The following is a 15,851-nucleotide window of genomic DNA, read 5'->3' as shown; positions in this document are numbered from 1 at the left end:
ATGGGCAAGATAATCGGAATAGACCTAGGAACCAGCAACTCTGCAGCGGCGGTGATGATGGGCGGGAGACCGACGATAATACCGAGCGCCGAGGGGACGAGCCTTGGGGGCAAGGCCTTCCCGTCGTACGTGGCGATCACCAAGGACGGGCAGCTCCTCGTCGGCGAGCCGGCTCGGAGGCAGGCAGTCACCAACCCAGAGGGCACGGTCTTCGCGATCAAAAGGAAGATGGGACAGGACTACAGGGTGAAGCTTCGCAACAGGGAGTTCACGCCCCAGCAGATATCCGCCTTTATACTTCAGAAAATCAAGAGGGACGCGGAGGCCTTTTTGGGCGAGAAGGTCGAGAAGGCCGTGATAACCGTCCCGGCCTATTTCAACGACAACCAGAGGACCGCAACAAAGGACGCAGGCGCGATAGCTGGGCTGGACGTGGTCAGAATCATCAACGAGCCGACGGCGGCGGCCTTCGCCTACGGACTGGACAAGAGCGACAAGGAGCAGAAAATACTCGTCTTCGACCTAGGCGGTGGCACTCTCGACGTCACCGTCATGGAGTTCGGGCAAGGAACCTTTCAGGTTCTGGCGACTAGCGGCGACACACAGCTTGGCGGAACCGACATGGACAACGCGATAACCGAATACCTCGCCTCTGAGTTCAAGAAAGAGCACGGCATCGACGTCCGGAAGGACAAGACCGCCCTCCAGAGGCTCAGGGAGGCCGCCGAGAAGGCGAAAATCGAGCTCTCCACGACTCTGGAGACTGAGATCAACCTTCCATTCCTTTCGGCAACGCCCGAGGGTCCGGTGCACTTCACGCACACTCTCACCCGTGCTAAGCTCGAGGAGCTGGTCAGACCGACAATCGAGCGCTGCAGGGGCCCGATGGCACAGGCCCTCTCGGACGCAAAGCTAAAGCCCGAGGACATAGACAAGGTCATCCTCGTCGGCGGCCCGACAAGGATGCCGATAGTGCAGAGGTTCGTTGAGGAATACCTCGGGAAGAAGGTCGAGAGAGGGGTGGACCCAATGGAGTGCGTCGCGATGGGCGCGGCGATTCAGGGGGCCATCCTCGCCGGAGAGGTGAAGGACATAGTCCTCCTCGACGTCACCCCACTCTCGCTCGGCGTCGAGACGCTCGGGGGCGTGTTCACGAAAATAATCGAGCGCAACACAACCATACCAACCGAGAAGTCCCAGATATTCACCACGGCCTCGGACAACCAGTCAACGGTCGAGATTCACGTGCTCCAGGGCGAGAGGCCGATGGCCGCTGACAACACCTCGCTCGGTGTGTTCCACCTTGTAGGCATCCCGCCAGCGCCCCGGGGCATCCCGCAGATAAAGGTGACATTCAAGATCGACGCCAACGGAATTCTCAACGTCTCTGCGAAGGACCTGGGGACGGGTAACGAGCAAGCCATAACCATCACCGCCTCCACCAAGCTCTCCAAGGAGCAGATCGAGAGGATGATCAAGGAGGCCGAACAGTTCGCCGAGGAGGACAAGAAGAAGAAGGAAAGGGTGGAGACGAAGAACCAGGCCGAGAGCCTCATCTACTCGACTGAGAAGCTCCTGAAGGAGATGGGGGACAAGGCCTCGAAGGAGGAGAAGGAGAAGGTTCAGGCCGCTCTAGAGCGGCTCAAGGACGCGCTAAAGGGCGACGACATCGAGAAGATAAAGGCCGCATCCGAAGAGGTCACGACCTCTCTCCACGGCGTCACCACGAGGATGTACCAGCAGGCGGCCGCCCAAGCAGCGGAGGAGCGGAGGAAGAAGGAGAGAGGAGCCAGTCCATCGGAGGAGAAAGGGGAGGAGGCCGATAGAAAGAAAAGAGCCGACGACGGGAAGACGGTGGATGCGGAGTATAAAGTCGTGGACGAGAAATAGCGGCCACGGCGATTCGGGGGGCGAACGGGGGAGGGCCATAGGGGGCCGGAGCTCGCCCGGTCCCCGGTTATAAATGCCCGGATAGATACGTGGGGGCCATGCGCGCAGCGATCGTGGACGGCTATGTCGACGAGCCCTCCACGCTGGGCGTCCCACCCTACATTTCGCCCTACCCCCGCCTCCTCGCCGGCGCCGTGAGAGACGCGGGCCACGACTGGCTATACCTGACTGCCGACGAGCTGAGGGCGGCTGGCCTTGTCAGCGGCTCCCCGACCCTTCCCGCGCCCGGTGCGCGGGAGCGAGCCCTCAAGAAGGCCCGCATCCTCTCTGAGTGCGACGTTCTCGCGCTCTCGGGAGGGGCCTCAGTTCCCGGAAAGTACCTCCGCGGCCTCCCACTATCTGTGCGAGAGATGGGAGAAATCGCGCGCGCCTTCAGAGGAGCCAAGCTGCTTGGAGGCCCCCTCGCGCGCTTCTCCCCCTGGGCCCTTGAGGGCGTGTGGGGGCTGTTCGATTTCGTCGCCCGGAAGGACGCCGAAGCGGCTCTCTATGAGTACCTGAGGGTGGGTCGTTGGAGGGACAGGGAGCGGTCGGCCGAGGAGGAGGAGAGGTGGCTCAGGATGGGAGCGGCTTTGGTGAGGGAACACCCCGACTTCCCCAGACCCCTCATGGTCGAGCTCCTTTTGTACCGGGGCTGCGTACGGTACCGCTCGGGCGGCTGTAGCTTCTGCACCGACGCACTCTACGGGAGGCCGAGGTTCAGGACCCCTGAAGACGTAGCGGCGGAGGTCTCCGCACTTCATGAGGCTGGGGCCGTGGGCTTCAGGCTCGGCGGGGCCTCCTGCATATTTTCCTACCTAGCGGAGGGGGTGGGTACCACAGAGGCGCCGAGGCCCTCGCTGGAGGCCGTTGCGCGGCTCCTGAGAGGAATTCGCGCCGCGGCGCCGGGGCTTGAGGTTCTGCACACCGACAACGCCAACCCAGCGGTCATCGCCTCCCATCCCGAGGAATCGAGGGCGATTCTTGGGGAGCTGGTCTCATACTGCACGGGCGGAAACGTGCTCTCACTAGGGCTGGAGAGCGCGGACCCGGCGGTGATGGAGGCGAACAACCTGAACGCCACTCCAGAGCAGACGCTGGAGGCGGTGAGGATGATAAACGCGGCTGGAGCGGCCATGTCCCCGACGGGACTACCCGCCCTCCTCCCGGGCCTGAACTTCCTCTGCGGTCTTGAGGCCGAGACCTCCCGGACCTACGAGCTCAACCTTGATTTTCTCAGGCGGCTGGCTGGGGAGGGGGTGCTCTTGAGGAGAATCAACATCAGGCAGGTGGCTCCGGTCAGGAGGAGGTTCCCGCCATTGCGGCACAGGGGGGCCTTTCTCCGGTTCAAGGAGAGGGTGAGGAGGGAGATAGACCGGCCGATGCTGGCGAGGATCGCACCCTTTGGGACGGTTCTGAGGGATGTGTTCCCTGAGGTCATTATTGGCCGCCTCGTCTTTGGGAGACAGTCCGGGACCTATCCCCTTCTCGTCGGAATTCCAAAGGGAGCCGGTTCGGAGGAGGCTCTGATGTCCGGGCAGTGCTTAAATATAGTCGTCGTCGACCACGGGGAGAGGAGCGTGACCGGCCTCCCCACCCCACTTAAGGTGAATAGTTTGCCCCTCTCCGCATTGGCGGCAATCAGGGGCATTGGAAGGATGAGGGCGGCAAGAATCGTCCGGAGAAGGCCGTTTAAAAACTCCAGTGAGGTCTCAGCCGCCCTAGACGACCCGCGCCCTCTGAGGCCGCTCATGGAGCTAATATCCTGTGAGAGATGACCCCTACTCTTCGTATCGATTTAATTTTTACTAATTTTCCAAAAATTTTATATTCCCGATTAACCAACGTATGTAATGGAGTGTCATTATCATGAAAATGCGAGAGGGAAACGGGTCTCTGTCCAGAGGGGAGAGAGAGGGGGTGGCGAGTGATGAGGAGGGGTCAAGAGCGCAGGCTCCTTCGCATCGTGGGGAGTGTAGTCCTTCTCCTCAACGTCGCTGTGGCGTGCCTCTCCCTCAGCGACCTATGCCTTTTGACCTCGGGAGCTGTCAGGGTCACATTGCCGACGGAGAAAGACTTCTCCTGGAGGCTGGACGCGGGGAATGCCTCCATCGTATTTCTGGGGAGCTACACAATCCAGAACAGGGGCTTCTACGACATCACGGACCTTAATATAGATGCTTCGATCTCAACGCCCTCCGGCGTCAGGCTCGTGGATTACTCTGTGAAAAATGTCAGAATACCGGCCTTCGGCGGCGGTAACAGGACGATTCTCGCCATCATGCCTCTAGAGAGGCTCCTCGGGCTCGACTTCGGCTCGATACTCTTCAGCGCGACGAAATTCGTCATCAAGGTCAGGGTGGACGCCGCCTATATCCTAGGCCTGGCCAGATTCCACGCCGAGGAGACAATCGATTACTCCTGGAGGCCTCCCCTACGCGAATGGGCTGGCTACTTCCTCGGAGGCAACCTGAGCGCCGCGCTGAGGGATGCCATGCCGGCTCTCGGGGACTTGTTCGACAGCTTGGTCTCGTGGGTTGCCGCTGCGATTCTCGCCGGGGGGGAGCCAGTCACGCTCCATAGCGGCGGTCTGGAAACGGTCCTGAGCTACATAGAGCCGTTCCTTTATATATCCCTCAGGGCGGGGGGGAGGGAGCTCGCGCGGGTATCACTCAACCTCCCCGCTGGAGGTGGTGGAATTGCCGAAATCTGAGCCCCGGGGGGCGAGAGTTCAGGTTGGGTGGGTGGAGGCCCTAAAGCGCTTCAGGGACTTGCACCACCTTAAACCGCTCATGACCCTCCTGATATACCTGGTCGCTCCGCTGGTCTCATTCCAGCTCGTGCTCGCCCAGTACCCCCAGCTCGACTCGAGCCGGTTCCGCTTCGCCGCAACCTATATAATTCCTCTTGGGCTCCTCCTCACCTCGATTTCGATCGCTCAGGAGAGGTTCCCCAAGGGCACGCTTTTCAGACTCTATCTCGACGGCGCCTTCGTGACCCTCTCGATGCTCTGGCTCCTCTCGATTCTCGGCGGCGCCCCCATTATTCACTCGAGCTATGAGGGTCATCCCTTCTCGATTGACGTCACACCGATATTCGCCCTAGCAGTCGGTGTGGCGGGGGCCAATTTCGTGTACGATTTTCTAGAGTATAGATACTACAAAATCGAGGGTGGGGACTTTGGCGGAGCCGTATCGCAAGGCCCGGAAGACCACGCTCCAGGTCTCCCCCGCCTGAGATGGCCAGCTCCAGCGCAGCTGGAGGCCGCGGAGGGCCCCAACGTCACATCCCCGCTCTCCATCACCCTGACCCCCTCCTGCTACCCCGTTTGGCTCAGTCCCGTTAATGGGGCTTCGATGGGGTGTGAAGTCAACTTCTCCCTCTGCGCTCAGGCTCCCGAGCCATCCCCGACTCCCGGACCGCTCCGGCCCGGGGGGGCGGAAGAAAAATTCAATATCCGCACGAGCCCATGGCCCTCCGAGAACCATGGAGAGGGTCACTAGGGTCGGTGTCTCGTTCGAGCCGGAGCTGCTGAAGAGGTTCGATGCCCTGACGCACAAGAGGGGCTACAACAACCGCTCCAGGGCGATTCGCGACATTTTAAGGGAGGAGCTTGCGCGGGAAGCACTGAGGGTGGCCCGGGGGCACGTGGTGGCGACACTAACGATAATCTACGAGCACCGCGCCGGGGTGACACAGCGCCTCCTCGAGCTCCAGCACCACCACCACGCTGGGGTTCTGGCGACGACGCACATCCACATCGACGAGCGCCGGTGCCTCGAGGTGCTCGTGCTCAGGGGAGACGCGGGGGAGGTCCGCTCCCTAGCGCAGCACATCAGGGCGCTCAGGGGCGTTGAGCTCGGAGAGCTCGTGATGCTGAAGAGCTGAAGGGGCGGGCTCATTTCCCCTTCTTCAAAATCGATTTGAGCCTGCTGATGTCCTCCTCCATCTTCGCGATTCGGCTCCTCTCCTTCTTCTCGACTTCACCGATTATTTCCTCGAAGGGGATGGCGAGCCTGTAGCTATGCACGGGGCGGCCCTTCCTCTCGCGCTTTATGTCCCTCTTACTAACCCAGCCCCTCTCACGCAGCTCGTTTATCGCGGTCGAGACCTCGGGCTGTCTGAGGCCCGTGGCCCTCTCTATCTGGGAGGAGGTTGCCTCCTCCATCCCCGCGAGGCACACGAGCGTCCTGGCTACGTTCCTCCCGAGCGACATCGATGTGAGTAGCTCGACGAGTTCCTCCTCCTTTTCATCCAGACCGGCCATTCCCCGGACCCTTCTAATAATATTATCTATCAAAATATATAATTATCTCTTTATTGACCTCTTATCGACCACCCATCCATCCTCCGGACGCCCGCTCCATCGCCCCGAAGTTCGCCACCGCAGCCTCCCGGGCGCGAGCGCGCTCAACAAAAGCCCTGAGCCCCAGAAAACCCCCGAGAGCGAAAACGACCATGAATGGAATCGCCACCACCCAGCCCCACGGGAGGCCCTCGAAAAATGTGGCGGTGCCGTTCCATATAGAGTGAAGAGCGACCGCGGTGAGGTAGGCGAGGGGAATTCCACGGAGCGCACCGGGACCGTCGCTCCTGAGACGGCCGTATGCGTAGCCGACCGCGCCCGTCCCGACGGCGTGAATGGCTATCGAGGCGAGGCCGCGAGCCAGGGAACCGATGGTCCAGACCGCCGCTGGGTCCTCACCAGTGTAGAGGAATGAGAGCTCGTAGGAAATGTTCTCGATGAGAGCGAACCCCATGCCGCAGGTCACGCCATATATCAATCCGTGGAGCCTTCCCCTAACGCTCTCCTTGACGGCGATGAGTCCCAGCGGCTTGACGAACTCCTCGACGAGGGGCGCGATTCCGGCGACCACCAGAAGAATTGGGGTACCGTGTATGGCCCCGCCGCCCAGCGCTAGCGAGGAGAGGCTGTTAACGTAGAGCGCGGGTATGGTTGACAGCATCCCGCAGGTCAGGGCGACAAGGACCGCCCTCGCGGGCGCGGGGTCGCCGTCAAAGCTGTAGAAATAGGATATCCATATCAGCGAGGGGAAGGAAAAGCCGATGACGAACGCGACGGGGAAGGTCAGAACCGTGGCCACGGGTGCCTCGCTCCATATCGCTAGAGAAGCACCTCCTGCGAAAATGGCGGTGATGAAAATCGCCATGAGCATCCAGGCGGGAGGGAGCTCGAGGGCCTTCGGCGATGAGGGGGGCGGGGGCTGTCCCGCGCCCGAGGGCCAGTCTCGAGCACCGCCACCGTAACCGGCGATTTCTGCCGGCCAGCTCTGCTGGTAGCCGGTGCCTTGGTAGTATGGTCGATACAAAGGGTTACTCTGGTAATACTGGTAGTGCGCCGGATAATAATAATGCTGGTATGGGTAATAGAATTGGTAATAATAATGGTACCACTGCAGATAGGGGTCTCGGCCCGCGCCCGGGCCGAAAGTGTAGGGGGGCATCGTGGCCGGACGCGCGGTTATCGTTTCGAAAAAGCCCTCGAAGAGCTGGAGGCCGAAGTATATTAGGAAGGAGCCGATGATGAGGAGGATTATGGAGAGGGCGGCGCAGAAGGTGACGAGAGTATCCCTCGCCACGGCCGCAAGGAGGAGAATCTCGAAGAAGCTGACCACACAGAAAGCCCCTGCGGCTAGGGTATAAATTCTGCTTAAATCCCTGACCCAGCCCACGATGGGTGGAACGACGGAAGTGGTAGAATATACTTCCGCTGCACCGCTGGATTTATCTCTTCAGTTCGTGATAAGGATTTAATGATGCGTCCTCCATCCGTGAAGAGGGGAGAGGGGGGAGGGGGCTACCGGTGGCGAGCCCTCCCCGCCCTCCTCGCCCTTCTCGCCGCGGTTTTCCTCTGGGCCCCGGCGGCCGCGGATGACGAAACCTACCCGGACATTCAGGTAAGCACAACCCGCGACCCCTCCCCCGGAGAGGAGTTCAGCACTGTCTTCACCCTGACCTCGCATCAGAGCGCGAACTACACCATAACCATCTCTCCGAGGCCCGAGTTCGCCTTCACCGACGGCTCAAACGGGAGCAAGACCTATGAAGTCCCCGTGGGGAGGGCCGTGGATTTCATATTTCCGATGAGGGTCTCGAGGTCCGCGGCGGAGGGCGAGTACCTGTTCTCCTACACCGTGGTCAGGGACGGGGCAACGGTGAAGATGGACACCTTCACCGTCAAAGTCGGGCGTATGCCCTGCACCTTCGCTGTTATCCTCCTCCCCCCGCTCGCAGTTTTTCTGGCCTTAGTGAGGAGGAGAGGGTATCCGCGGCCGCCGGGCGAGCACTCAAGCACCTCTAAGGGTGAGCTGGGCCCGTCATGGCGTTCGAGCCGGGAAAATAAGCGCCCCGGCGGGGGTGGGTGGGGCTGAATGGTCTTCAGGGCCTTCATCGCTGTTGAGGTTGGGGACAGGCCTAGCTTCCGGAAGCTCGCCGAGGAGCTCGCCTCTTCCGGGGCTGATCTGAAGCTCGTGGAGCCCGGCAATCTCCACATCACCCTGAAGTTCCTTGGGGACACAGAGGAGGCATCTGTGGATGGTATTCACGAGGCGATGAAGAGGAGCGTCGGGGGCGTGGCGCCCTTCGAGCTCAGTTTCCGGGGGACCGGCGCCTTTCCCGATATGAATTACATCAGGGTCGTCTGGGTCGGCCTGAGTGGAACGGAGCCCCTCGCTGAAATCGCGAGAAGGCTCGACGAGGAGCTCGCCCCGCTGGGTATGGTGGATAGGGGAGGGTTTACGCCTCACATGACCCTGGCTAGGGTTAAGAGTCGGAGGGGCAGGGAGAGAATTCAGGAAATACTGAGGGCGAGGGCGAGCGAGGACTTCGGCTCGATGCGCGTTGAGCGCGTGAAGCTGAAGAAGAGTGTGCTCGGGAGGGCGGGACCGGTCTACTCCGACGTCAGGGAGGTCGCTCTTTTGGGATGAGCTGGGGGCGCGACGATACCCACGCGCCGCCCCGGCTCCGTGGCTGAGATGACGCAGTCCGGCGCGGGGAAGCGGCGCGGCATCACCGGCTGGGGACCGGATTGGAGGCGCTACCGCCCGCGTCCAGCCGGGCCTTCCAATGCCTTTTATATCAGCACGGCGATTTCCCATCAATGCATGGAATCGAGAGAAGGGTTCTCAGGATGGTGACTCCCTCGCCGGAGGAGCAGTCGCGCATTGAGGCGGCTGCCAGGGGCCTCGTCGAGCGCGTCCGGCTCGCAGCCGCGGAGCTCGGGCTGAGGGGCGAGCCGCTACTTGTGGGCTCGGTCGCGAAGGGGACTCATCTGACCCACCCAGACATCGACGTCTTTTTTCTCTTCCCGCCGGATGTCCCGAGGGAGGAGCTCGAGGAGAAGGGCCTGGAGCTCGGCATGAGGGTCCTGGGGGGAATCAGGCGCTACGCGGAGCACCCGTACATCAGGGGCGAATTCGGCGGTTTTGAGGCAGAGGTCGTCCCCTGTTACCGCATCACCGACACCGCCCAGAGGATGAGCGCGGTGGACAGAACTCCCTTCCACACTCGCTTTGTCGCGGAAAGAATCACCGACGCCCAGAGGGCCGAGGTCAGGCTGCTCAAGAGCTTCCTTAAGGGCATTGGGGCCTACGGAGCGGAGGAGGCCGTGCGCGGCTTCTCTGGCTATCTGGCCGAGCTCCTTGTGCTTAAGTTCGAGAGCTTCAGAGCGGTGCTGGAAGCCGCTTCGCGCTGGTCCGGGAGGGTCGAGCTCTCTCTCGATGGGGCCCGCGGATGCCCCGACGAGAGACACTCGCCCCTCCTGTTCTCCGACCCCGTCGACCCTAGCCGGAACGTTGCCTCCGCCCTCTCACTCGAGAAATTTTCCCTGTTCGTCGCGGCCTCACAGAGCTATCTCAGGAGGCCGAGCATGAAGTTCTTCTTCCCCAGACCGCCGGTTCCGATGACCCGGAGTGAGCTGGCGGCGATGCTGCGGAGGAGGGGCACGGAGCTTGTGGGCATTGGGCTCCGAACGCCCAGTGTGGTTCCGGATATATACTACTCCCAGCTCAGGAAGTTTGAAAGGGGGATAGCGGCGCTCTGCGAGGAGCACGGCTTCCGCCTCCTCGCCTCATCCTTCCACGAGGCGGGCGGGCAGACGGTCTTCATTTTCGAATTCGAGGTTGGGAGGCTACCGCGCGTCATGGTCCACAAGGGACCGCCGGTCGGGAACCCCAGAGCTCCTGATTTCATTGGAAAGTGGAGGCGCTCGACGAAGAGGATGAGCGCACCACACATCCGTGAGGGGCTCTGGGCGGTCGAGGTCAGGCGCGATCACACAACGGCCGCGGAACTCATCCAGGCGAGCATCGAGCGCCTGAGTCTCGGCAGGCATCTGAGCGAGGAGGTGAGGAGGGGCTACAGGCTATTGACCGGGGTGGAGCTGCTCACGAGAGAGCTCGCGCTGGCCCTGACTCTCCACTTCGACAAAAGGTTTCCATGGGAGCGATGAGAAAGCCGGCGGTCCTAGACCTCCCTAAGGGCCGCTTTGAGCTCCTCTAGAAGCTCCGGCCTTGTGTCCCTCAGTGTCGGTCTGAGTGGCCTCGCGGCCTCAAGGTCCGAGAAATCCAGCTCCGCATCCACGACCGCCTCCTCATAGTCCGGCCCGAGAGCCTTCATTTCCAGTCTCGGGCCGATGACTCGGCTCCCACCCCAGAACTCGAGCTGGCCCTCAGTGCCGACTAGGTTGCAGTAGGCGACGAAGACCGTGCTCTCCACAGCGCGCGCGGGCAAAACCGCTTCGAAGAAGCGGCGGGTCTGGGTTGGGGAGGCAGAGATATCAACCACAAGCTCGGCACCCCTCAGCGCAAGGGTTTTCACGGCCTCCGGGAAAAAGATGTCGTAGCATATCAGCACCCCCAGCCTACCCCAGGGCGTCTCGAAGACGGGGAGCTCCCTGCCGGGGAGGAAATACCTCTTCTCGTCGAAGGGCCCAAAGTTCGCCAGATGGCACTTCCTGTAGACCCCCACGCTCCCATCGGGGAGCGCAAGGACGGCGGAGTTGTAGATATGCCCTCTGAGCCTCTTGTCCCTCTCCGGCATCCCCAATATTATCCCCGACCCAAGCTCTCGGGAGAGGGCTGATATCCTCCTAACCGAGGGGCCGTCGAGCGTCTCGGCGAGCCTAGGGACTTCGTCCCTGATGGAGTATCCCGTCAGGGCCATCTCAGGGAGGACATATAGGTCGGCGCCGCGGCGCGGGGACTCCGGGGCCGCGCCTGCTACCTCATAGCTTTTTCGTGGGTGTGCCGAGAATCTCCGCGAGGGGGTCGAGCTCCTCGGGCCTCGGCTCCGGCTTCGGAGGCTGGAGTGGAGCTCCTGGGGGCTGTGAAGGAGAGGGAGGGGATGCGGGGGCGCTGGGACCCGTCGTTGCCGTAGCGGGGGCGGCGCCTCCGGCCCCACCCGCACCACTGGGAGCTGGGCCTGCGGCGGTTGAAGCTCCAGCGGTAGGGGCCCCGCTGGCGGGAGGGGGCGATGGGGTGGCTCCAGTGGGTGCGGTGTCGGGGACGGGCACGGGAACCTCGGTGGGCGGGGGCAGGGGCTTGAATGGCTCGGGTACTGGCTTCTCTGAAATTCTGTATTCCTCGCCGAGCTTGGTGGGTTGGGGCGGCTGGGCGGGTTTGGTGGGAGGCGCTGGCCCCGGTCCCCCGCCAACTCCTGCCCCGGCTGCCGCCTTGGCCCCCGCCAGCGGAGCCTGCAGTGCCTCCTCAGCAGCTCCTCTATCCTTCTCAGGTTCCGCTCCTTCTCTCCGAGCAGCGGCCTGAACTGCACCAGCGCCAGCCTCATACTCCTCCCTCCCGAATGTCGGCTTCGGAATCAATGCCCTCAGCCTGTCCGGCACTCTGAGCCATGTGGGGCGCTTCAGACCCCACTTTCCCGTCGTTCTCTTCGTGTCCCAGGCGACGACCCCCACGAATACCAGAACAAGCGCAAGCGCGATCACGGCCCCAAACTCGAGCTCCGAGAGGATGGGCCTCTGCCTCTCCCTGACCACGAGCCTCTGGACCCTGGAGGGGTTTCCTGCGAGGTCGTAGGCGACTATCTCGATTGTGTTGTTGCCCTCCCGCAGGGCCACCTCCTTTTTAAAGGCGCCAGAGGCGTCCACCCGGGCCGGCTTTCCGTTAACAATAACCGTGGCGCACTGCTCCGTGAAGCCCTTCACCAGCACCTTAGAAGCGGTGGTTCTGGCACCGTTCTTCGGGCTCGTCACATTGAGGAATGGCCTCTCCCTGTCGAGAACGACCCTGTACACAAGCACCCTCGTGTTTCCGGCAGCGTCGCTGGCGGTGATCACGAAAACATTCTCCCCGAGGTCGAGGGTGACGGGCTTGCTGAAGTTTCCCTCCTCGACGAGCACGGGCTTGCCGTTCAGGGTGAGCGAAGCCCCCCTCTCGACCACGCCCGCGAAGACAAGCCTCCTCTCCCTCGTGTAATAGAGCTGAGATGGTGGCGAGCTGAGATTTATGAGGGGCGGGGAGGTGTCGAGAGTTACATAGATGTCGGCTGTGGCGTTGTTGCCGTACCGGTCCCAGGCCGATACGCGCAGGTGGCTGGTTCCATTCCGAAGGGGGTACTCGAGCGAGAAATTCCGGCCGGTGACGTTGATGGCGAGCTCGTTCCAAGTGAGGTTGGTCTCGTCGTCCACCGTGCAAACCTTGAGAGTGGTGTTCTCCTCAATCGCCCCGAAGATCGTCAGATTGGTCTGGTTTGTGAAGGTGCCGTTGAGGGGGTAGACCTCGAACGGGAGTATCATCGTGTCGAGACGGACGACAACGGTCACACGAGCCCTGTTCCCGGCCCTGTCCCTTGCCTCGACCAGAAAAACGTTGTCGCCCTCTGTCAGCCTCAGAGTGGTGTTGAAGGCGCCGGAGCGGTTGTCCACGGCCACCTGTGCTCCATTCACCGTGACAGATGCGCCGGCCTCGGTGTACCCGAGCATCAGCGTTTCCGAATTCCTCGTCACGTTGCCGCTCGCCGGCGCGGTCACGCAGAGCATCGGGGGCTTTGTGTCCACGGTGACGGTGAGCGAGGCGAGACCGGTGTTGTTTGTCGCGTCCCAGGCCCTAACCTGAACCGTATGTGTTCCGTCGCTCAGGTTGAGGGTTGCGTTCCAGAAAGAGGTGCCCTTTGCGCTCTTCCAGGCGCCGCTGCCCGTCCTGTACTCGACAAGCGTCACCGAGGTCTCGTTGTCCCAGGCGGTCCCCCTGAGCTCGAACTCGCGGGTCGGCAGATGGGTTCCGTTCTCGGGGGCCTCAACCCTGACGACGGGTCCGATGTCGTCCAGTTTTATCAGGACATCCAGCGAGCGGTCGGGGCTGGAGAACGCGTACCCGCTCCGGCCCCCCCTGCTAGCAACGACCTTGTAGGGGCCGTAGTAGAGCCTGAAGTCACGGGCGTATGTGTACTCGAGCGCCTTCCCGAAGGAAAGGCGGCCCTGCGCGTCCGTCACGCCCTGGAATGCCAACGCTCCGGAGGCGTTGTAGGCCCTGACCTCCGCCCCCTGCACCGGCCCATCGCTAGACCACCAGACCACACTCGCCCCGAGGAACCAGGAGACGTTCAGCCGGCTGTGGGCGTCGCCGACGGAAATGTTCGTCGGGCGCACGGTGCAGTTCACGCACTCCACATATGCCCTGTCGGTGAGGTAGATGTCGAGGAGGCCCCTGCTCAGGGTGATGTTCTCGAGAAGCGCGCGGGTCGAGCGGACCTCGATGGGATAGATCTGGGTGCCCGTGATGACGTGGTCCGACACGCGGGTGCTCGCGCAGCTCATGAGACCGACGCCCCTGTAGGTGTTGTTCAGCATCGTGCTGTTCTCCGAGACTGCCGAAGAGGAGTACTCCGCCCATATCGCGTTGTAGTTCCCGGTGAATGTGTTGCGCCTCGCGTCGAGCGTGGAGCGGCTGACGTATATCCCGAACTTCCGGTTCCCGGTGAAATTCGAGAAGGAGACGCTGAGCGCGGAGCGGTCGCTCGCCAGAATCGCGGTGCTGTTGATATCCCTGAAGGTGCAGCGCGAGACAATCAGGGTGGAGTTGAAGGCGGCGACGCCTTCCTCGCTGTCCCTGAGCTCGCAGTCCGTGAGCCTCAGCGTCGTGTCGCGGACGTGGAGGCACTGATAGCAGCGCTCGAATGTGGTGTTGTGGATGGTGGTGTAGGGCGTGAGAACCCTCAGGCCGCTCAGACTTCCGTCGGCGCTTTTCCCGACGCCCGCGTGGCGCACGGTGCTGCGTGATATCTCGATGAGGGAGCCCCGGTGCGCCGTGAACAGGAAGCCCCTCGAAACATTGGACGACTGCAGCGTGGACTGCCTGAGAATCAGCTCACCCCCGGCGAGCACGCTGACTCCGAACTCGCCGGGGTAGGAGCAGTCGAGGGTGAGGGTGCAGCAAGTCAAAGTCAAGGAGCCGGAGGGGCCGACAGTCAGGTTGCCCTTAAGGACGATATCCTCCCCAGTCAGAATGGTGGTATCATTTACGAGCCAGTCGCCGGGGGAAGGGGGAGGGGTGGCGCGGCCGCTCCCCGCGCCCCCTTCGGACGCGGGGAGTAGCGGAGGGACCAGCATGAGGGCCACAGCCGCGAACAAAAGAGCTCTCGGGGACTTCGGCATCTCTCTCTGACGTGATATCGCTGGAGAATATAATAAATTATCTCTCCTCCCCGCGTCTGCGCCACCATACGAGGATGTATCCCACGGCGAGCGCGAGAACCAGAACCACCGCGAGCGCCAGAAACGCGACCGCCGGCTGATTGTAGCCGCGCTCGTGCACATAGACGATATCGGAGGCGCTCACGCTCTCGTTCCGTGCGGCGGCGCCCTGCGATGTAACGTGCAGCCTGATTATCGCGGTCTCGTCCGTGTAGAGGGAAGAGCGCTCCGGCGCCCTGACCGTCACCTTCACGGTTCCACACTCGCCCGGAGCGACGTGATAGGCGCCCTGGCTGCTCAGCATCACCAGCCACCCGTCCCTGACCAGCTCCCTCAGATTCTCGACCGCGAGGTCGAAGGAGTCCACCGAGTTGCCCTGGTTCCATATCTTCAAATAGAACTCCGCCTCCCCGCCCGGCGCGGCCTCGCTGTGAGGGGGCGAGGCCTCCATACCCACCCTGAAGTATGGCCTTACGATGATTTTGGCGGTCTGACTCGCAACTCCAGTAACAAAGCCGTCCCCTCTCCCCCGGGCCTGGAGCGTGAGGGTTCCGATGATGCTGGCCGGGGTGGCCTGCGGGACGACGACGAGCGCCTCGAAGGCCCTCGTTCCGGAAGAATCGAACACCGCCTCCAAGGGGCTCACCGAGGTGGGCCAGCCGGTGTCCGTGCTCGCGGTCATCTGAATCATCAGCCTGACCCCTTCCTCGCTCTTCACGTTCACGCACCCTGTGAGCCTCACATTGCCCTGCGCCGACTCCGAGACCTCGGCCTCCGCGAGCGCCCGGTCCAGGTAGACTTTCACAACGGGCTCTGTTATGGTCCTGAAAACGACCACGGCCGCGTTGTTTGACGGGTCCGCGTCGCCCGCGGTGTCGTTGACCTCGACGCGCACGGTGTGGCTCCCGGCGGGGGCCGTGCCGTTCCAGAGCCACTCGACGGTTGTGACGTTGAGCGGCGCCGAGGGGGAGAGGGTGGTGTTGAGGGAGAGATTTGCGGCGGGCGAGCCGTCGATTGTGATGAGGACGAACCCCCCCTCAGAGCTCCCGGGGCCGGCGTTCCGGACGGTAATGCTGAGCATGACGGGCAGCCCCGCGATGCTCAGGTTTGCCTTCTCGCCATTAACGATGAACGCGATGCCCTCCGGAGAAACGGAGAGGTCCGGCAGGTCACCGGCCCGCGATCCCTCTGAGACCGGAGGAAGGAAAAGAAGCAGAGCGGCGAGGGCACACACAAGGCGCGATCCTCTCTCCATCGG

General features: G+C 62.4%; 12 protein-coding genes and 1 pseudogene. 8 read left to right on the top strand and 5 right to left on the bottom strand.

Annotation, left to right across the window (positions count from 1 at the left end):
* From dnaK to nikR, 5 genes are all read left to right on the top strand, one after another.
* The gene (gene dnaK, locus QW379_00430) at nt 1-1,890 is read left to right on the top strand and encodes a molecular chaperone DnaK (GenBank protein ID MEM2868875.1); all 1,890 of its coding nucleotides are present in this window, start codon (nt 1-3) and stop codon (nt 1,888-1,890) included.
* A gap of 98 nt (nt 1,891-1,988) precedes the next feature.
* Complete coding sequence (locus QW379_00425) at nt 1,989-3,704, top strand: radical SAM protein (GenBank protein MEM2868874.1); 1,716 nt, start codon at nt 1,989-1,991, stop codon at nt 3,702-3,704.
* 152 nt (nt 3,705-3,856) lie between these two features.
* Entirely contained in the window at nt 3,857-4,639 is a 783-nt protein-coding gene (locus tag QW379_00420) for a hypothetical protein (GenBank protein MEM2868873.1), read from the top strand.
* Nucleotides 4,626-5,429: a hypothetical protein gene (locus tag QW379_00415; GenBank protein MEM2868872.1), complete on the top strand. Its 804-nt coding sequence runs from the start codon at nt 4,626-4,628 to the stop codon at nt 5,427-5,429. The genes QW379_00420 and QW379_00415 overlap by 14 nt, the downstream gene beginning before the upstream one ends.
* Entirely contained in the window at nt 5,413-5,814 is a 402-nt protein-coding gene (gene nikR / locus QW379_00410) for a nickel-responsive transcriptional regulator NikR (protein ID MEM2868871.1), read from the top strand. Before QW379_00415 ends, nikR begins: the two co-directional genes overlap by 17 nt.
* A 10-nt stretch (nt 5,815-5,824) precedes the next feature.
* Here nikR and QW379_00405 read toward each other — a convergent pair whose 3' ends face one another.
* Together QW379_00405 and QW379_00400 are read right to left on the bottom strand one after the other, a co-directional pair.
* Entirely contained in the window at nt 5,825-6,193 is a 369-nt protein-coding gene (locus QW379_00405; GenBank protein MEM2868870.1) for a MarR family transcriptional regulator, read from the bottom strand.
* A gap of 61 nt (nt 6,194-6,254) precedes the next feature.
* Nucleotides 6,255-7,619, bottom strand: a complete 1,365-nt coding sequence (locus QW379_00400) for a PrsW family intramembrane metalloprotease (GenBank protein MEM2868869.1) — start codon at nt 7,617-7,619, stop codon at nt 6,255-6,257.
* A gap of 81 nt (nt 7,620-7,700) precedes the next feature.
* On the opposite strand from QW379_00400, the gene QW379_00395 reads away from it, so the two are divergent.
* From QW379_00395 to cca, 3 genes are all read left to right on the top strand, one after another.
* Complete coding sequence (locus tag QW379_00395) at nt 7,701-8,318, top strand: hypothetical protein (GenBank protein MEM2868868.1); 618 nt, start codon at nt 7,701-7,703, stop codon at nt 8,316-8,318.
* A complete protein-coding gene (thpR, locus tag QW379_00390; GenBank protein ID MEM2868867.1) occupies nt 8,319-8,873 on the top strand; it encodes an RNA 2',3'-cyclic phosphodiesterase in 555 nt (184 codons plus the stop codon).
* Nucleotides 8,874-9,046: 173 nt separating this feature from the next.
* A complete protein-coding gene (gene cca, locus QW379_00385) occupies nt 9,047-10,396 on the top strand; it encodes a CCA tRNA nucleotidyltransferase (GenBank protein MEM2868866.1) in 1,350 nt (449 codons plus the stop codon).
* A 14-nt stretch (nt 10,397-10,410) separates the two neighbouring features.
* On the opposite strand, the pseudogene QW379_00380 reads toward cca, so the two are convergent.
* From QW379_00380 to coaT, 3 genes and pseudogenes are all read right to left on the bottom strand, one after another.
* Nucleotides 10,411-11,136 (bottom strand): annotated as a pseudogene (locus QW379_00380) (carbon-nitrogen hydrolase family protein).
* A gap of 34 nt (nt 11,137-11,170) precedes the next feature.
* Nucleotides 11,171-14,554: a right-handed parallel beta-helix repeat-containing protein gene (locus QW379_00375; protein MEM2868865.1), complete on the bottom strand. Its 3,384-nt coding sequence runs from the start codon at nt 14,552-14,554 to the stop codon at nt 11,171-11,173.
* Between the two features lie 37 nt (nt 14,555-14,591).
* Nucleotides 14,592-15,848, bottom strand: a complete 1,257-nt coding sequence (gene coaT, locus QW379_00370) for a choice-of-anchor T family protein (GenBank protein ID MEM2868864.1) — start codon at nt 15,846-15,848, stop codon at nt 14,592-14,594.
* Between the last annotated feature and the right edge of the window lie 3 nt (nt 15,849-15,851).

This window comes from Thermoplasmata archaeon (assembly GCA_038851035.1).
Taxonomy (GTDB): Archaea; Thermoplasmatota; DTKX01; order VGTL01; family VGTL01; genus JAWCLH01.
The sequence above is the reverse complement of the archived record's forward strand: the minus strand, read 5'-3'. Positions and strand labels throughout refer to the sequence as shown.

What these genes read in the sequence shown, in the direction of transcription:
- QW379_00425 (MEM2868874.1), top strand. Translation starts at nt 1,989, where the DNA reads ATGCGCGCAGCGATCGTGGACGGCTATGTCGACGAGCCCTCCACGCTG.
- QW379_00395 (MEM2868868.1), top strand. Translation starts at nt 7,701, where the DNA reads ATGATGCGTCCTCCATCCGTGAAGAGGGGAGAGGGGGGAGGGGGCTAC.
- coaT (MEM2868864.1), bottom strand. Translation starts at nt 15,848, where the DNA reads ATGGAGAGAGGATCGCGCCTTGTGTGTGCCCTCGCCGCTCTGCTTCTT.
- dnaK (MEM2868875.1), top strand. Translation starts at nt 1, where the DNA reads ATGGGCAAGATAATCGGAATAGACCTAGGAACCAGCAACTCTGCAGCG.
- cca (MEM2868866.1), top strand. Translation starts at nt 9,047, where the DNA reads ATGCATGGAATCGAGAGAAGGGTTCTCAGGATGGTGACTCCCTCGCCG.
- nikR (MEM2868871.1), top strand. Translation starts at nt 5,413, where the DNA reads ATGGAGAGGGTCACTAGGGTCGGTGTCTCGTTCGAGCCGGAGCTGCTG.
- thpR (MEM2868867.1), top strand. Translation starts at nt 8,319, where the DNA reads ATGGTCTTCAGGGCCTTCATCGCTGTTGAGGTTGGGGACAGGCCTAGC.
- QW379_00375 (MEM2868865.1), bottom strand. Translation starts at nt 14,554, where the DNA reads ATGCCGAAGTCCCCGAGAGCTCTTTTGTTCGCGGCTGTGGCCCTCATG.
- QW379_00405 (MEM2868870.1), bottom strand. Translation starts at nt 6,193, where the DNA reads ATGGCCGGTCTGGATGAAAAGGAGGAGGAACTCGTCGAGCTACTCACA.
- QW379_00420 (MEM2868873.1), top strand. Translation starts at nt 3,857, where the DNA reads ATGAGGAGGGGTCAAGAGCGCAGGCTCCTTCGCATCGTGGGGAGTGTA.